Consider the following 14,616-nt stretch of genomic DNA (forward strand, 5'->3'; position numbering starts at 1 on the left):
CCCTGTTCCACGGCTCGACGCAGCGTCGATTGTCCGGCCACAGGTGGGCGCGGCATGCTGCCGGAATGGCCCTCCCACCGCGGAAACCCCGGCTCACCCGCCGCTCCCTGCTGCGCACGCTCGGCGGTGGCGCGGCGCTGGGCGCCCTAGCCGGGTGCGGGGTGCCCGCCGCGTACGTGTCCGCCGGCGACCGTGCCGTCCCCGACCGGTCCGTCACCGACAAGCGGCTGGCCTGGGCGAACTGGCCGCTCTACATCGACACGGACGACGACGACTCGACGAAGCGGCCGACGCTGGACGCCTTCGGGAAAAGGACGGGCATCACCGTCGACTACGTCGAGGAGATCAACGACAACGACGAGTTCTTCGGCAAGATCAGCCCCGCGCTGATGAACCACCAGCAGACCGACCGCGATCTGATCGTCATGAGCGACTGGATGTGCGCCCGGTTCGTCCGGCTCGGCTGGGTCCAGGAGATGGACCGGGCCGACCAGCCCAACGTCACGCAATACCTGGACCCGCTGCTGAGGTCGCCCGCCTTCGACCCGGGCCGCACCTTCACGGTGCCGTGGCAGTCGGGCATCACCGGCATCGCGTACGACCACCGCAGGCTGGGCCGCGAGATACGGAGTGTCAAGGACCTCTGGGCGAGCGACCTCAAGGGCCGGGTGACCCTGCTCTCCGGCCTCGACGAGGCGTTCGCGCTGCTCATGCAGGGCAACGGCGTCGACATCGGGAAGTGGGAGGCGGCCGACTTCGACGAGGTCTGCGACCAGGTCGAGCGGCACGTCCGCAGCGGCCGGATCCGCCGCTTCACCGGCAACGACTACACCAAGGACCTCGTCACCGGCGACGTCCTGGCCTGCCAGGCGTACTCCGGCGACGTCATCCAGCTCCAGGCCGACAACCCCGACATCCGCTTCGTCGTCCCCGAGGAGGGCGCCGAGCTGTGGTCGGACTCCCTGATGATCCCCGACCGCGCCCTGCACAAGGCGAATGCCGAGCGGCTGATCGACTACTACTACGAGCCCGAGGTCGCCGCGGAACTCGCCGCGTGGGTCAACTACGTCTGCCCGGTCCCGGCGGCCCGGGAGATCCTCGCCGGGTCCGACGACAAGGACACCGCGGAACTCGCCGAGAACCCGCTGATCTTCCCCGACGACGAGATGCGTGAACGGCTCGTGATCGCGCGGGACATCACATCGGAGGAGCGGGTGGGGTTCGCGAAGCGGTGGAACGCCATCGTCGGGCTGTAGGCCGCCCTCCACGGCTTTGCCATCTCTTTACAACCCCGTCGGTCGCTGCCTCGTCTCTCCGCTCGATCCGTCCCGCACCCCGCGGGCGGACCGACGAAAGAGAGCGATTGATGCGCCGAACCGGCCTCAGTGCCCTGGTCCTCGCGTGCACCGCCGTACTGGCGGGCGCGGTGCCCGCGTTCGCCGACGAGACCGCGACCCCAAGCGCCGTCCCCAGCGCCACGACCGCTCCGAGCGCGGCGCCGAGCGGGTCCACCGTCCCCAGCGCCGAACCGACTGCCGCTCCGACCGAGGCGCCGGCCTCGGACCAGGTCTCCGTCGTGCCCAGCGGGGCACCCGACACCGGCGTGGCCTCGTCCGGGTCCGGTGGCTCGGGCGTGCTGGTCGGCGGGGGTGCCGCCTCGGCCGTCGTCCTGGGCGGCGGGGCCGTCCTCCTCATGCGACGTCGGCGGGCGACCGGCGCATGAGCCCGCTCTCCAGGCGCGCCTTCACCGCGGCGGCGCTGACCACGCTGCTCGCGGGGTGCGGCGGCCCGGGGGCCACGAGCGGGAAGACCACGACAGAGGAGCGCCCCTCCCGTACGCCGTCGTCCACCAAGGCGGCCACTCCACAAGGACGTTCGGTCCCGGTGCGGCTGCGGATACCGGGGATCGGGGTCGACACCCCCGTCATGCGGCTGGGGCTGGCCCCGGACGGCGCGGTGCAGGTGCCCCCTGTCACCGCGCACGACCAGGCAGGCTGGTACGAGCACTCGCCGACGCCGGGGCAGACCGGTCCTTCGGTGCTCCTCGGCCATGTCACGGTCGGCTCGTACGGGGCCGGGGTCTTCCGGCGGCTGGGGGAACTGCGCCGGGGTGACCGCGTCGAGGTGCGCCTGGAGAACGGCGGCACGGCGGCGTTCGCCGTCACCGAGGTCCGTACGGTCGACAAGGCCGACTTCCCTGCCGGGGCCGTGTACGGGAACGTCGACCGGCCCGAGTTGCGTCTCATCACCTGCGGCGGACCCCGGACCGGTGCCGGGTACCGCGACAACGTGATCGTCTTCGCCGCGTCCATCTCTGCAGGAGAACGTTGAAACGGTCCCGAGAGAGGGCGGCGTCCGAGCTGTTCGCCGCCCTCTATCCACGCCTCGCCGGCTGGTGCCGCCGGCTCGTCGACGACGACGAGACGGCCCACGAGATCGCCTCGGAGGCCTTCACCCGGCTGTGGGCGCGCTGGACGGCGGTGGAGGAACCGCGCGGGTTCCTCTACGTCACCGCGGCGAACCTCGTCCGTGATCACTGGCGCAAGCTGGAGCGCGAGCGCAGGGCCGTGCGCCGGGCCGGCAACGAGGCCGCGGTGAGCCCGTACAACGAACAGGCCGATCCCGCCGTACGCCTGCTCGTCCAGTCCCTCCCCGAGCGACTGCGCGTCCCGATCCTGCTCCACTACTACGCTGACATGCCGATCCGAGAGGTGTCCGTGCTGACCGGACGCAAGGAAGGAACCGTCAAGGCCGACCTCCACGCGGCCCGCGAACTGCTCCGCGCCCATCTGAGGAGAAGCCTTGATCACGCGCCCTGACGACGACCCGGACCTCGACCCCGACGACCCGCTCACCATCCTCCTGCGGCCCCCCGCCGACCACCTCGGCCCGCCCGCCGGCCGCTACGAGGCGATCCGCCGCGGCGCGACCCGGCGCAAGCTGCTGCGCGCGGCGGCGGGAACCGCCGTGGTCTGCGGTCTCGCCGCCGCCGTCCTGCTGCCGCTCAGGCTGTCGGCGTCCGAGGCCCCCGCGTCCCCGGCGGTCCCGCTCGCACCGCCGCCCGCGAGCGGTTCCCCGACCGCGCCGCCCTCGAGCCTGCCTCCATCGGACGGGCGGCCTTCGGAGGGACAGCCTTCGGCCGTGCCGTCCGCGCCGCCGACGTCGGTACCCGTCAGTCGCGACGCCCCCTCGGCCTTGCCGTCCACGGCGCCCACCGCCACCGCCGAGCCGACGCCTACGGAGCAGCCGCCCACGGAGCAGCCGTAGAAGCGACCGCCGAAAGATGTTTTGAACATGTTCAATTCTCGGCGTACGCTCCTGCCATGAGCGACAGAGCCGCCCTGCTCAAGGGCATTCGCGCCTGGTTGGTCCTGTTCGTCGTGTGTCTCGTGCTCAGCGGCGCCACGGCCTTCCCCCTCGTCCACGAACTGCGCTGGACCGAGGACCTGTTGCGGCACCTGCCCACCCCCGACCCCCTGATGGACTGGATCGTGCGGGTCCGCCAGGGCCTCGACACCGCCGACACCGACTACCCCTTCCTCCTCTACGGCACCGACTGGCTGGCCTTCGCCCATCTGGTCATCGCGGTCGCCTTCTACGGCGCGTACCGCGACCCCGTCCGCAACATCTGGGTCGTCGAGTTCGGGATGATCGCCTGCGCCGGGATCATTCCGCTCGCGCTGATCTGCGGGCCGATCCGGGGGATTCCGTTCTGGTGGAGCGTGATCGACATGTCGTTCGGGGTGTTCGGGGTGATCCCCCTGTACGTCGTCCGCGGGAAGATCAAGCGGCTGGAGGCGCTCACGTCCGGCAACGTCCGGCCCGTGCGCGCTACTTGACCGCGGCCATGATGATCCCGGTGACGACCGGGTTCGCGTCCGTGCTCTTCGCGTCGGTGGAGTTGACCGAGTAGGCGACGGTACGGCTCAGGTCCTCGGTGGCGGCGATCGCCGAGTTGTAGCCGTACCGGCCGCCGGACTTGACCCAGTAGACGGTCCCCTCGGTCTCGAAGCGCTGCAGGCCGCCCGCGCTGTAGCTCGCGCCGGTGATGTCCGTCGGGACCGCGAACACCTCCCTCATCCGCGACTCCGGCACGATCCGCCCCTGGAAGAGCGCCGTGATCAGCCGCTCCAGGTCCGCGGTCGTGGAGATCATGTCCCCGGCCGCGAACCGGTCCGCCTGGTTCCACTCCGTGACGTCCAGGAACTCGGTGGTCCCGTCGGCCCGCTCCACCCTCTGGTAGCCGAGGTTGTGCGGGCCGCGTATGCGGGGGTCGGTACCCGGGAAATAGGTGTCCCGCATTCCGGCCGGCGCGAGCACCAGCCGGGTGGCCTCGGAGGCGTACGGCCGCCCGGTCACCTTCTCGATCAGCAGCCCGAGGAACGTGTAGTTGATGTTGAGGTAGTGCTGCCGCTTCCCCGGGCAGAACTCCGGCTCCTTCGCGCCCGCCGACGCGGCGACCCGCTGCGGGGTGAGCGTGTCGAAGCGGTGGGCGTACACCTCCTCGAAGGTGGCGCCGAGGCCGTCGCCGGCCGGGATGCCACTGGTGTGGTCGAGCAGCTGCCGCACGGTGACCGGCCGGAACTGCTTGCCGAGCAGACCGGGCAGATAGCGCTGAACCGGCCTGTCCAGGTCGATCCACCCCTCGGCCGCCAGGCGCAGCACGGCCGCCGCCGTCACCACCTTCGTCGTCGACCCGGCCCGGAACCGCGCGTCCGGGTCCGCCGCCCGGCCGCTCGCCAGATCGTGCACGCCCGCGCTGCCCCGCCAGCTGCCGCCGCACCCGCCGACCCGGACGAGCGCGGCGGTCGCGTCCGCGTTCGGAAGCCCGGTGAGCGCGGCGCTCAGGGCCTTGGCGTCCGGCGCGTTCATGGTGCACTCGGCGACGGCGGCCGGCGCCGCGGCGAAGGCGGGGGCGGCGAGCGGGCCGACGGCCAGGGCGAGAGTCAGGGAGAGGGTGAGGACAGACGTACGGGTGCGCATCTGATGCTCCAAGCGATCGGTGTGGTGATCATCGTCTGCCGGTACGCGTCCGCCGGGATCGTCGGCGAGGAGGGCACCGCACCCTGGCGGAACCCTGAGCAACTTCCCTGCCCGGTAAGGGGGTTGTGCGGGCTCGCCCCTAAGGGAGGCGCCGGCGCGCGAAAAACTGTTATCCCGGAAGCCTTCACTCCGTCTCCACGCTGTGATCTCCGGCATAGCCATGACCCCGGGGCCGCCTGAGAGGGTGCGTGCAGAACCGAACCGAGGGACGGAACGACGTGGACACGCGGCAATGGCGCGACACCATCGCGGCCGCGCAGGCCGGTGACCGGCAGGCGCTGGACGACCTGGTCGCGGGCTGGCTGCCGCTGGTCTACAACATCGTCGGCCGCGCCCTCAACGGTCACGCCGACGTCGACGACGTCGTCCAGGAGACCATGCTGCGGGCCGTCGACAACCTCGGTTCGCTGCGCGACCCGGACAGCTTCCGTTCCTGGCTGGTGGCCATCGCCATGCGCCAGATACGGGACCGGGCGCGGCGCCGCACGGCCCCCGCCCCGTTGGAGGAGGCCGCCGCGCGCGACGCCGCCGACTTCGCCGAACTCACCGTCCTCAGGCTCCAGCTGGAGGGGCAGCGGCGCGAGGTCGCGGAGGCGGTGCGCTGGCTCGACGACGAGGACCGGCAGCTGCTGTCGCTGTGGTGGCTGGAGGTCGCGGGCGAGCTGACCCGGCGCGAGCTGGCGGCCGCCGCCGGTATCAGCCGACAGCACGCCGCGGTGCGCGTCCAGCGGCTCAAGGAGCGCGTGGAGAACGCGCGCGGCATCGTGCGAGCCCTCGACGGTGCCTGCCCGGACCTGCGCGAACTGACCGGCCGCTGGAACGGGCGGCCCGACTCCGTCTGGCGCAAGCGGCTGGCCCGGCACATCCGGGGCTGCGGCTACTGCGGGGACACCCGCGAGGCCGTCGTACCGGCGGAACGCCTGCTCGTCGGTATCGCCCTCGTCCCGCTCCCCGTCGGCTTCACCCTCTCCCTGGCCTTCGGCGGCAAGACGGCGGCAGCGGCGGCGGGGGCCGCCTCCGTGGGCTGGTCCGCCAAGGCGATGGCCGCGCTCACCCAGCCCTTCGTCGCGGTGACGGCGGGCGTGACGATGGTGGCGGGCGGCGCCTACGTCGTCGTACAGACCCCCGAAGACCCGCCCCCGCGCGCGGCCGCCTCCAGCCCCACGGCCGCCAGTACGGCCCGCCCCCCGGCCGTCCCCTCGCCGTCGGCGACACCGTCCCTGTCCCCGTCCCCCTCGGTCACGCAGCGGAAGGCCGAGCTGTACGGCACGGTCGTCGACGCCGTCGACACGGCTCCCGACCCGAACGCGCGGCCCGCGGACCTGCCACGCCGGCCCGAGTCCGGTGTCACCAGCAGCTGGGGCGCGAGGGCGGTCATGCAGCACCGTGGTGAGACGGTGACGCTGAACGGGCGGGGATACGTGCTGGTGCGCTGGCAGATCGCCCCGCAGGACCGGTCGGGAGGCCTGACCATGCCCACCTGGACCGGTCTCAAGGGCAGGCTCTTCCATGTCGCTTCGGGTGGCGGCCGCCGCATGGACGACGCCACCGGCCCCGGCACCACCGGCATGGGCGGCCCGGACACCGGATACACGGTGCTGCCGAACGGCGCCCAGCAGATGTGGCAGAACGAGTACTTCTACCTCGACGGCAGCGTCGACCTGACCGTGAACGAACGCGGCGCCTCCTACGGCCTGACCGTCTTCCCTTCCAGCTGGGAGGCGGCGGACAAGGACGTCAACTACGGCCCTCCGCAGGGCGCGATCCGCTACGGCCTGGTCCGCGACGACGGCAAGGACACGGCGCCGGTACCGCAGTACGTCACCCGGGAGAAACCCGCCGATCCGGCGAGGGTGCCTCAGCGCTCCCGCGTGTAGCGGTCCTGCGCCTCCATCACCTCGTCGCCGTGCTCGAAGGCCCAGGCGCCGAAGGCGTCGATCGGCGCGAGCAAGGTCCGTCCCAGGCCGGTGAGTTCGTACGCGGCCCGGGTTCCCCCGGACGCGCGGCGATGGACCAGCCCGTTGAACTCCAGCCGCCGCAGCGTCTCGGTGAGCACCTTCTGGCTGATGCCGCCGATGCGGTCCTGGAGCTCCCCGTGGCGCACGGGACCGTCCCGCAGCGCCCAGAGCACCACGGCGTTCCAGGTGTGGGAGAGGAGGTCGAAGGCGAGGCGGGCGCGGCAGTCGGCGAGGTAGGTCACGTACCGAATGGTGCCCGAGCGGCTTTCTACAGTCCTGGACATGCGTATAGGGATTCTCGGTACGGGCGGAATGGCGGGCGCGCTGGGCACGCGGTGGCGGCGCGCGGGACACGAGGTGGTGGCCGGGAGCCGGTCACAGGGAGGGGTGCGGGAAGCGGCCGGGTTCGGGACGGACGCGGTGCTGCTCGCGGTGCCCTACGAGGCGGCGGTGGAAGCGGTCGCGGGGCTCGAGGAGGTGCTGCGTGGACGGGTGCTGATCGACTGCACCAACCCGGTGGGCCATCCCGGCTTCCGGCTGCTCACGGCGGGCGGCCCGTCGGCCGCCGAACGGATCGCGGCCGCCGCACCGGCCTCACGGGTGGTCAAGGCCTTCAACCTCTGCCACGAGGACGTCTGGCGCCTGACCCCGCCGGTCTTCGACGGCCGCCCGCTGGCCGTGCCGCTGTGCGGGGACGACGAGGAGGCCCTGCAGGCCGTACGACGACTCGTGCGCGACCTCGGCTGTGAACCGCTGAACGCCGGAGGGCTGCAACGGGCCGGGCTGCTGGAGGCGACGGCGGCGCTGCTGATCGGCCTGTGGGTGGGGGAGGGGGCGGACGCGCAGGCCATCGCGCCCCCTCGCCCGTGGGCCTAGTCCGCGGCTCAGTCCTCGTCGCGCAGGGCGCAGAGGGCGTCGACGCGGTTCGTGGTGATCGAGTCGACGCCCGCCGCGATGAGACGGCGCATCGAGCGGACCGTGTCGGGGGTCCAGACGGAGACGAGGTAGCCGTCGCGGTGGACGCGTTCGGCGAGGGCCTTGTCGACCAGCCCGAAGCGGTAGTTCAGCCAGCGCGGGCGGACCGCCTCCAGCAGTGCGGGGCGCGGCGGGGCCAGCGACGTCCAGGTCAGGGCGATCTCGGCGGCCGGGTCGGCGGCGCGTACGGCGAGCATGGCAGTGGCGCCCGCGCAGTAGTACACGCGGTCCTCGGCCCCGCTCTCCCGTACGACGTCGACGATCCGGCGGGCCGCCTTCACGTCCGGGGCGCCCGGCAGGTCGAGCATCAGCCGGGCCCCTTCGGCCACCGCCAGCGCCTCGGCCAGCGTCGGCACCTTGCCGTCCGTGAGGCCGCGGACCTCGTCCGACGACAGGGACCTGAGCGGCCGGTCGTGCTCCCACAGCCGCTTCAGCGTGTGGTCGTGCAGCAGCACGGGGACCCCGTCCCGGGTGAGGCGTACGTCGATCTCGACGGCGTCCGCGCCCAGTTCGAGCGCGGCACGCAGGGAGTCGAGCGTGTTCTCACGGACGCGGTAGGGGTCGCCGCGATGGGCCACTGCGGTCAGCTTCTGCATGGGCCCATTGTGCTGGTGGCCGGTACCGGTTCGCGGTGGGGTCAGGGCGCGAGCCACGCCGTGGTGTACGCGTCGATCTCGTCCTTGACACGGGTCTTGCCGGGCTCGTCGAGGAAGGACGCCTCGACCGCGTTCTTGGCGAGGTCGGCCAGGCCGCGCTCGTCGAGGTCGAGGAGACGGGCGGCGACGGCGTACTCGTTGTTCAGGTCGGTGCCGAACATGGGCGGGTCGTCGGAGTTGATGGTGACCAGGACGCCCGCCTTCACGAACTCCTTGATCGGGTGCTCGTCGAGGTGGCGCACCGCGCGCGTGGCGATGTTGGAGGTCGGGCACACCTCCAGGGCGATCCGCTCCTGGGCGAGGTGCGCGAGCAGCTTCTCGTCCCGCGCCGAGCTGGTGCCGTGTCCGATGCGCTCGGCGCGCAGGTGGGTCAGCGCGTCCCAGACCGTCTCCGGGCCGGTCGTCTCACCGGCGTGCGGCACCGAGTGCAGGCCGGCCGCGATCGCGCGGTCGAAGTGCGGCTTGAACTGCGGCCGCGGTACGCCGATCTCGGGCCCGCCGAGCCCGAAGGAGACGAGGCCTTCGGGGCGCAGGCGGTCGTCGGTGGCGAGCCGCACGGTCTCCTCGGCGGCCTCCAGCCCCGCCTCGCCAGGGATGTCGAAGCACCAGCGCAGCACGGTTCCGAACTCGGCCTCCGCCGCCTTGCGGGCGTCCTCGATCGCGTCCATGAAGGCGCGCTCGTCGATACCGCGGCGGGTCGAGGAGAACGGGGTGATGGTCAGCTCGGCGTAGCGCACCTGCTGCCGGGCCAGTTCGCGCGCCACCTCGTACGTCAGCAGACGTACGTCCTCCGGCGTGCGGATCAGGTCGACGACGGACAGGTACACGTCGACGAAGTGGGCGAAGTCCGTGAAGGTGAAGTAGTCGGCCAGGGCCTCGGGGTCGGTGGGGACCTTGGAGTCGGCGTGGCGGGCGGCCAGTTCGGAGACGATCCGGGGGGAGGCGGAGCCTACGTGGTGGACGTGCAGTTCGGCCTTGGGCAGCGAGGCGATGAAGGCGTGCAGGTCGCGCGGGACGCTGGGGTCGATGAGGTGCTCGGTCAAGGTTCCTCCCCGGAACGGCGCCCTCGGCCGGCGTGCGGCGGGCGCGGGTGATCGGCTGATCGATGACTCGGGGATCATCGTAGGCCGACCGGTCGGGGGAAGGGGCGCTGGTCGTAGCATGACGGCATACGGCAGAGGGGGTCCCGACCATGTCCGACGAGGCGCGACAGCCGGCAGGCGAGGCGCAGGGGGCGACTCCGTCGGCTTCCGGGGGGCAGTGGGGCGAGGCGGTGGCTTCTGAGGGGGCGCGGGGGTCGACTCCGTCGGCTTCCGGGGGGCAGTGGGGTGAGGCGGTGGCTCCTGAGGGGGCGCGGGGGTCGACTCCGTCGGCTTCCGAGGGGGAGCGGGGCGAGGCGGTGGCTTCCGAAGGGGCGCGGGGATCGACTCCGTCGGCTTCCGAGGGGCAGCGGGGCGAGGCTGCGGCTTCTGAGGGGGAGCAGGGGTCGACTCCGTCGGCTTCCGAGGGGGAGCGGGGCGAGGCGGTGGCTTCCGAAGGGGAGCGGGACAGGCTGACGGCTCCCCGGGTGGGGTTGGACAAGGGGACGGCTTCCGGGGTGGGAGCGGGTAGCGCGGGCGCGGCGGGGGAGCGGGACGTGGAGGGGCGTGGTGAGCGGGGGGCTTGGGCGCCGCCCGCGGGTGACGGGGCGACTGGGCAGACGGTCTCCGCGGAGGACGTGCCGTTCGCGCCGACGGCGCCGGAAGAGGACGGGGCCGCGGGGTCCCGTGCGGCGGTCGGTGACTCATGGTCCGGTCCGGGCATGCCCGAGGACGCGGCGCCTGTCGTCGACACTCCCTCCTCCGCGTCGGCCGGGGACGCCTCAGCAACGCCGTCCCACGACGCGTCCTCCTCGCCCGCCGGTCAGCGGGCCGCCAGTGACGCGCCTCCCGGGCTGCCGCGCGCACCCGGGGGTGCCGTTGGCCCGGGGACCACGCTCGCTTCGAACGACCCGCACTCCTGGCCACCCCCGTCCATCCACGACCGGCGGCCGACCACGTCGACACCGGGCGCCGACGCTTCGGCCTCGGGGCCGCAGGGCACGCCACCGTCGGGGCCCTGGGCAAACCCGTACGCACCGCCCGGCCCGGCCACACCGGGCGGCGGCCCGGCGAACCCCTTCGCGCCACCGGGAGCGCCGGTGAGCGCCCCGGCCAACCCGTTCGCCCCGCCGTCCGATTCCGCCGAGCCTGCGGCTTCGCCGGGTGCACCGGCAGGTAGCCCTGCCACTCCCTTCGCCCCGCCGTCAGGTCCGGCGAGCGGTGGGACCAACGCGTTCGCACCACCGGGAGCGCCGTCGAGCGGTTCCGCCGACGCTTCGGCTTCGCCGGGAGTTGTGGCCGGTGGCCCGGCCAACCCGTTCGCCCCGCCGTCCGGTCCGGCGAGCGATGCGACCAACCCGTTCGCGGCGCCGGGAGCGCCTGCGAGTGGCCCGGCCACCCCGTTCGGCCCGCCGTCGGGTCCGGCGAGCGGTTCCGCCGACGCTTCGGCTTCGCCGGGAGTTGTGGCCGGTGGCCCGGCCAACCCGTTCGCCCCGCCGTCCGGTCCCGCGAGCGGTGGGACCGACCCGTTCGGCCCGCCGGAGACGTTGGTGTCCGGTTCCTCCGAGCCCTTCGTTTCGCCGGGCGGGCCGGGGGTCGGCTCGGCGAACCCCTTCGTCCCGCCGCACCCCGGGCCTCCGGTCAACCCCTTCGCAGCCCCGGCCGGTCCCGGCCTCTACGCCCAGGACAGTCACGTCCCGCCGCCGCCCATCGCCCCCGACGGCCCGGGCCAGGTGCCCTACGGCTATCCGGGCGGTGGGTACGGCTACCCGGGCGCCGCACCGCAGGGCTACTACGGCTGGCCCGGCATGCAGCCCCTGCCCAGTAACGGCATGGGCACCGCCGGGCTCGTGCTCGGCATTCTCTCGGCCCTCGTGTTCTGCCTCTGGCCGCTGGCGATCGTCCTCGGCGTTCTCGGCGTGATCTTCGGTGCGATCGGTCGCGCGAAGGCCCGCAGGGGAGTGGCCACCAACCCCGGTCAGGCCCTGGCCGGGATCATCTGCGGAGCCGTGGGCATCGCACTGGGCATCGGCATGGTCGTACTGCTGGTCGTGACGTAGGCAGAAGCGCGACCTGAAACCCGAAGGGGTACGGGGGTCGGGTCGTGCCGCCATACGGCTCCGCAGCCTGGGCGCGACCGATCCGTAGACACACGTGCCCCCATTTACGCGAACCCCGGCAGATTCGGTCCCCGCCACCGCACCGGGGCCGGCGCCCACTCCAGCCCGGTCCGCTTATTCGCCGTCGGCCCCCGCCTGCAACCGACCCGCGCTCGATCGACGCGAACCCTCGCGGATGCGCCCCTGCCCCCGCCGCGAGCCGATTCTCGGCAGGTCTCACGAGTCCTGCCGATGTCGCCGACCGTAGACGTCCAACCCGGTCCGCCTAATGCGCTGCTGGCCCTCACCCGCAACCGACCCGCGCTCGATCGACGCGAACCCTTGCGGATGCGCTCCTGCTCCCGCCGCGAGTCGATTCCCCGCAGGCCTCACCAGCCCTGCCCCTACCGCTCTCACCGGCCGCAGACACCCCCCGACCCGTTCCGCCTACGCGCCGCCGGCGCCCCGCAACCGATCCCGGGCCTCCATCAGTGCGAACCCCAGCAGATTCGGCCCCCGCCACCGCTGCGGATCCAGTGCCCCCTCGTCCGTGGCCGCGAGCCCGATCCCCCACACCCGGTCCACCGGACTGGCCTCCACCAGCACCCGCTCTCCGGTGCCTAGGAGGAACGACCGCAGGCCGTCGTCCGCGCCGAACTTGTGCATGCTGCCCTCGACGACGATCCCGAAGCGCTCGCGCTCCCAGGCCGTCTCGTCGAAGCCCCGGACCAGCCGCCCTTCCTTCTTCGCCACCGATGGATGTTCCGCGGCCAGCACCCGCCGCTCCGCCTCCGCGTCGCCGAACAGCCGTGCCTTGCCCGCCATCATCCAGTGCTCGGCGGTCGCATACGTCACTCCGTCCACCACGAACGGTGACGGCCACCACTGGCTCAGACAGCTCGCCCCGATCCGGCCGTCCGGCAGCGGGCGGTGTCCCCAGAAGTGGAGGTACTTGACCCTCGCCCCCGTCCGGACCGCCCTGACCAGGGTGTCCCGAGAATCGATCTTCGTCATGCATGCGAGTCTGACAGCCACCACTGACACTCCGTCCTGGCTTTTCCAGGCCGACTCGACACTCGGTCGACAGATTTCGTCGCGTAACTAAAAGGCAACAACGGAATCCCTTGTCGGACGGCACTTGCTCTGTCAGGATCGGCACTCAAATCGAGCTGGAGCTACGCCCCGCCTACGGGAACGTGGGCCGGCGGCGGAGGAGAGCGACATGCACAACCCGGGCAACGCCACCCCGGACCGATTCCCCGCGCAGGAGCGCTTCGCGGACGGCGCGCAGTACATCGCGGGCCGCCTCACCAAGGGCACCTCAGGACGGACGCACGCGGTCGTCGACCCCGCGACCGGCGAGGAGGTCTACACCTACGAGCTGGCGAGCACCGCCGACGTGGACGCGGCCGTCGCCGCCGCGCGCGAGGCCTTCCCGGCCTGGGCCGCCACCACGCCCGGCGAGCGCTCGGACGCGCTGCACCGCTTCGCCGCCGTGCTCGCCGACCGCGCCGAGGACTTCGCCCGCGCCGAGTCCCTCCAGTGCGGCAAGCCGCTGAAGCTGACGCGTGAGTTCGACGTGCCGGGGACCATCGACAACACCGCCTTCTTCGCGGGCGCGGCCCGTCATCTGCAGGGGCAGTCGGCCGGTGAGTACTCCGGCGACCACACCTCGTACGTCCGCCGTGAGCCCATCGGTGTCGTCGGCTCCATCGCGCCCTGGAACTACCCGCTCCAGATGGCCGCCTGGAAGGTCCTCCCGGCGATCGCCGCGGGCAACACGATCGTGCTCAAGCCCGCCGAGCTCACCCCGCTGACCTCGCTGCTCTTCGCGCAGGCCGCCACCGACGCCGGGATCCCCGACGGTGTCATCAACATCGTCTCCGGGACCGGGAAGGAAGCGGGCGAGCATCTCGTCGGGCACCCCGACGTCGCCATGACCTCCTTCACCGGGTCCACCGCCGTCGGCAAGCGGGTCGCCGAGATCGCCACCGCCACCGTCAAGCGCATCCACCTGGAGCTCGGCGGCAAGGCGCCCTTCGTGGTCTTCGACGACGCCGACCTGGACGCCGCCGTCAACGGCGCCGTCGCGGGCTCGCTCATCAACACCGGCCAGGACTGCACGGCCGCCACGCGCGCGTACGTGCAACGTCCGCTCTACGAGGCGTTCGTGGAGCGGACGGCCGAGCTCATGGCTCAGGTCCGGCTCGGCGACCCCTTCGCCCCCGGTACCGATCTCGGCCCGCTCATCTCGCACGTCCAGCGGGACCGGGTCGCCGCCTTCGTCGACCGTGCGCGTGGCTACGCGCGCGTGGTGACCGGCGGGGAGGCTCCTCAGGGAGATCTCAAGAACGGCGCGTACTATCGCCCCACCCTGGTCGCGGACGCCGCCCAGGACAGCGAGATCGTCCAGTCCGAGCTCTTCGGACCCGTCCTCGTGGTGCTGCCCTTCGACAGCGACGACGAGGGGATCCGGCTCGCCAACGACACCCCGTACGGGCTCGCCGCCTCCGCCTGGAGCCGCGACGTCTACCGGGCGAACCGCGCCACCCGTGAGATCAAGGCGGGCTGTGTGTGGGTCAACGACCACATCCCGATCATCAGCGAGATGCCCCATGGCGGGTACAAGGCGTCCGGCTTCGGCAAGGACATGTCCTCGTACTCGTTCGAGGAGTACACCCAGATCAAGCATGTCATGTTCGATAACACGGCGGTCGTCAGGAAGGACTGGCACCGCACGATCTTCGGGGACCGATAGCCGTAACCAGGCCGCCCGACCCGCGGCCGATCCTCCCGAAAGGGCACC

15 protein-coding genes are annotated in these 14,616 nt (G+C 72.4%); 10 read left to right on the forward strand and 5 right to left on the reverse strand.

Annotation, left to right across the window (positions count from 1 at the left end):
* Positions 1-65 precede the first annotated feature (65 nt).
* The 6 genes from ACIOHP_RS34120 (at position 66) to ACIOHP_RS34145 (ending at position 3,839) form a co-directional block, all read left to right on the forward strand.
* Positions 66-1,256: a spermidine/putrescine ABC transporter substrate-binding protein gene (locus ACIOHP_RS34120; protein ID WP_401893495.1), complete on the forward strand. Its 1,191-nt coding sequence runs from the start codon at positions 66-68 to the stop codon at positions 1,254-1,256.
* 110 nt (positions 1,257-1,366) lie between these two features.
* Entirely contained in the window at positions 1,367-1,723 is a 357-nt protein-coding gene (locus tag ACIOHP_RS34125; protein WP_401893497.1) for a sortase-dependent protein, read from the forward strand.
* The gene (locus ACIOHP_RS34130; RefSeq protein WP_361545838.1) at positions 1,720-2,331 is read left to right on the forward strand and encodes a class F sortase; all 612 of its coding nucleotides are present in this window, start codon (positions 1,720-1,722) and stop codon (positions 2,329-2,331) included. Before ACIOHP_RS34125 ends, ACIOHP_RS34130 begins: the two co-directional genes overlap by 4 nt.
* Positions 2,328-2,819, forward strand: coding sequence for an RNA polymerase sigma factor (locus tag ACIOHP_RS34135; protein WP_046261921.1), 492 nt, complete (start codon positions 2,328-2,330; stop codon positions 2,817-2,819). Before ACIOHP_RS34130 ends, ACIOHP_RS34135 begins: the two co-directional genes overlap by 4 nt.
* On the forward strand, positions 2,803-3,267 hold the full coding sequence (locus tag ACIOHP_RS34140; RefSeq protein WP_401893499.1) for a hypothetical protein: 465 nt from the start codon (positions 2,803-2,805) through the stop codon (positions 3,265-3,267). Before ACIOHP_RS34135 ends, ACIOHP_RS34140 begins: the two co-directional genes overlap by 17 nt.
* Positions 3,268-3,323: 56 nt before the next feature.
* Positions 3,324-3,839, forward strand: coding sequence for a hypothetical protein (locus ACIOHP_RS34145; RefSeq protein ID WP_401893500.1), 516 nt, complete (start codon positions 3,324-3,326; stop codon positions 3,837-3,839).
* Here the strand turns inward: ACIOHP_RS34145 and ACIOHP_RS34150 are convergent.
* Positions 3,832-4,983, reverse strand: coding sequence for a serine hydrolase domain-containing protein (locus ACIOHP_RS34150; protein ID WP_401893502.1), 1,152 nt, complete (start codon positions 4,981-4,983; stop codon positions 3,832-3,834). The genes ACIOHP_RS34145 and ACIOHP_RS34150 overlap by 8 nt on opposite strands.
* Before the next feature lie 278 nt (positions 4,984-5,261).
* Between ACIOHP_RS34150 and ACIOHP_RS34155 the strand changes: the two genes are divergently transcribed.
* Entirely contained in the window at positions 5,262-6,920 is a 1,659-nt protein-coding gene (locus ACIOHP_RS34155; RefSeq protein ID WP_401893504.1) for an RNA polymerase sigma factor, read from the forward strand.
* Here the strand turns inward: ACIOHP_RS34155 and ACIOHP_RS34160 are convergent.
* On the reverse strand, positions 6,902-7,285 hold the full coding sequence (locus tag ACIOHP_RS34160; protein ID WP_401893505.1) for a winged helix-turn-helix transcriptional regulator: 384 nt from the start codon (positions 7,283-7,285) through the stop codon (positions 6,902-6,904). The two genes, ACIOHP_RS34155 and ACIOHP_RS34160, sit on opposite strands and share 19 nt — an antisense overlap.
* On the opposite strand from ACIOHP_RS34160, the gene ACIOHP_RS34165 reads away from it, so the two are divergent.
* Positions 7,284-7,877 carry an NADPH-dependent F420 reductase gene (locus ACIOHP_RS34165; RefSeq protein ID WP_401893507.1) on the forward strand — a complete coding sequence of 198 codons (594 nt, stop codon included), beginning with the start codon at positions 7,284-7,286 and terminating at the stop codon, positions 7,875-7,877. The two genes, ACIOHP_RS34160 and ACIOHP_RS34165, sit on opposite strands and share 2 nt — an antisense overlap.
* Positions 7,878-7,885: 8 nt before the next feature.
* On the opposite strand, the gene ACIOHP_RS34170 is transcribed toward ACIOHP_RS34165, so the two are convergent.
* Positions 7,886-8,572 (reverse strand): glycerophosphodiester phosphodiesterase, encoded by a 687-nt coding sequence (locus ACIOHP_RS34170; RefSeq protein ID WP_401893509.1) that lies wholly within the window; start codon positions 8,570-8,572, stop codon positions 7,886-7,888.
* A gap of 41 nt (positions 8,573-8,613) precedes the next feature.
* Positions 8,614-9,675, reverse strand: coding sequence for an adenosine deaminase (locus tag ACIOHP_RS34175; RefSeq protein WP_361545862.1), 1,062 nt, complete (start codon positions 9,673-9,675; stop codon positions 8,614-8,616).
* Positions 9,676-11,174: 1,499 nt separating this feature from the next.
* Here ACIOHP_RS34175 and ACIOHP_RS34180 point away from each other — a divergent pair.
* Complete coding sequence (locus ACIOHP_RS34180; RefSeq protein ID WP_401893510.1) at positions 11,175-11,771, forward strand: DUF4190 domain-containing protein; 597 nt, start codon at positions 11,175-11,177, stop codon at positions 11,769-11,771.
* A gap of 486 nt (positions 11,772-12,257) precedes the next feature.
* Here ACIOHP_RS34180 and ACIOHP_RS34185 read toward each other — a convergent pair whose 3' ends face one another.
* Positions 12,258-12,824 carry an NADAR family protein gene (locus ACIOHP_RS34185; protein ID WP_401893512.1) on the reverse strand — a complete coding sequence of 189 codons (567 nt, stop codon included), beginning with the start codon at positions 12,822-12,824 and terminating at the stop codon, positions 12,258-12,260.
* A gap of 208 nt (positions 12,825-13,032) precedes the next feature.
* Between ACIOHP_RS34185 and ACIOHP_RS34190 the strand changes: the two genes are divergently transcribed.
* Entirely contained in the window at positions 13,033-14,568 is a 1,536-nt protein-coding gene (locus ACIOHP_RS34190; protein ID WP_267014762.1) for a gamma-aminobutyraldehyde dehydrogenase, read from the forward strand.
* The last annotated feature ends 48 nt before the right edge of the window (positions 14,569-14,616 follow it).

The organism is Streptomyces sp. NPDC087859 (assembly GCF_044742595.1).
Lineage (GTDB): Bacteria > Actinomycetota > Actinomycetes > Streptomycetales > Streptomycetaceae > Streptomyces > Streptomyces canus_F.

Bases quoted from the DNA above. Each gene is read 5' to 3' on its own strand.
- ACIOHP_RS34170 (WP_401893509.1), bottom strand. From the start codon at position 8,572: ATGCAGAAGCTGACCGCAGTGGCCCATCGCGGCGACCCCTACCGCGTC.
- ACIOHP_RS34185 (WP_401893512.1), bottom strand. From the start codon at position 12,824: ATGACGAAGATCGATTCTCGGGACACCCTGGTCAGGGCGGTCCGGACG.
- ACIOHP_RS34120 (WP_401893495.1), top strand. From the start codon at position 66: ATGGCCCTCCCACCGCGGAAACCCCGGCTCACCCGCCGCTCCCTGCTG.
- ACIOHP_RS34145 (WP_401893500.1), top strand. From the start codon at position 3,324: ATGAGCGACAGAGCCGCCCTGCTCAAGGGCATTCGCGCCTGGTTGGTC.
- ACIOHP_RS34130 (WP_361545838.1), top strand. From the start codon at position 1,720: ATGAGCCCGCTCTCCAGGCGCGCCTTCACCGCGGCGGCGCTGACCACG.
- ACIOHP_RS34165 (WP_401893507.1), top strand. From the start codon at position 7,284: ATGCGTATAGGGATTCTCGGTACGGGCGGAATGGCGGGCGCGCTGGGC.
- ACIOHP_RS34160 (WP_401893505.1), bottom strand. From the start codon at position 7,285: ATGTCCAGGACTGTAGAAAGCCGCTCGGGCACCATTCGGTACGTGACC.
- ACIOHP_RS34125 (WP_401893497.1), top strand. From the start codon at position 1,367: ATGCGCCGAACCGGCCTCAGTGCCCTGGTCCTCGCGTGCACCGCCGTA.
- ACIOHP_RS34150 (WP_401893502.1), bottom strand. From the start codon at position 4,983: ATGCGCACCCGTACGTCTGTCCTCACCCTCTCCCTGACTCTCGCCCTG.
- ACIOHP_RS34190 (WP_267014762.1), top strand. From the start codon at position 13,033: ATGCACAACCCGGGCAACGCCACCCCGGACCGATTCCCCGCGCAGGAG.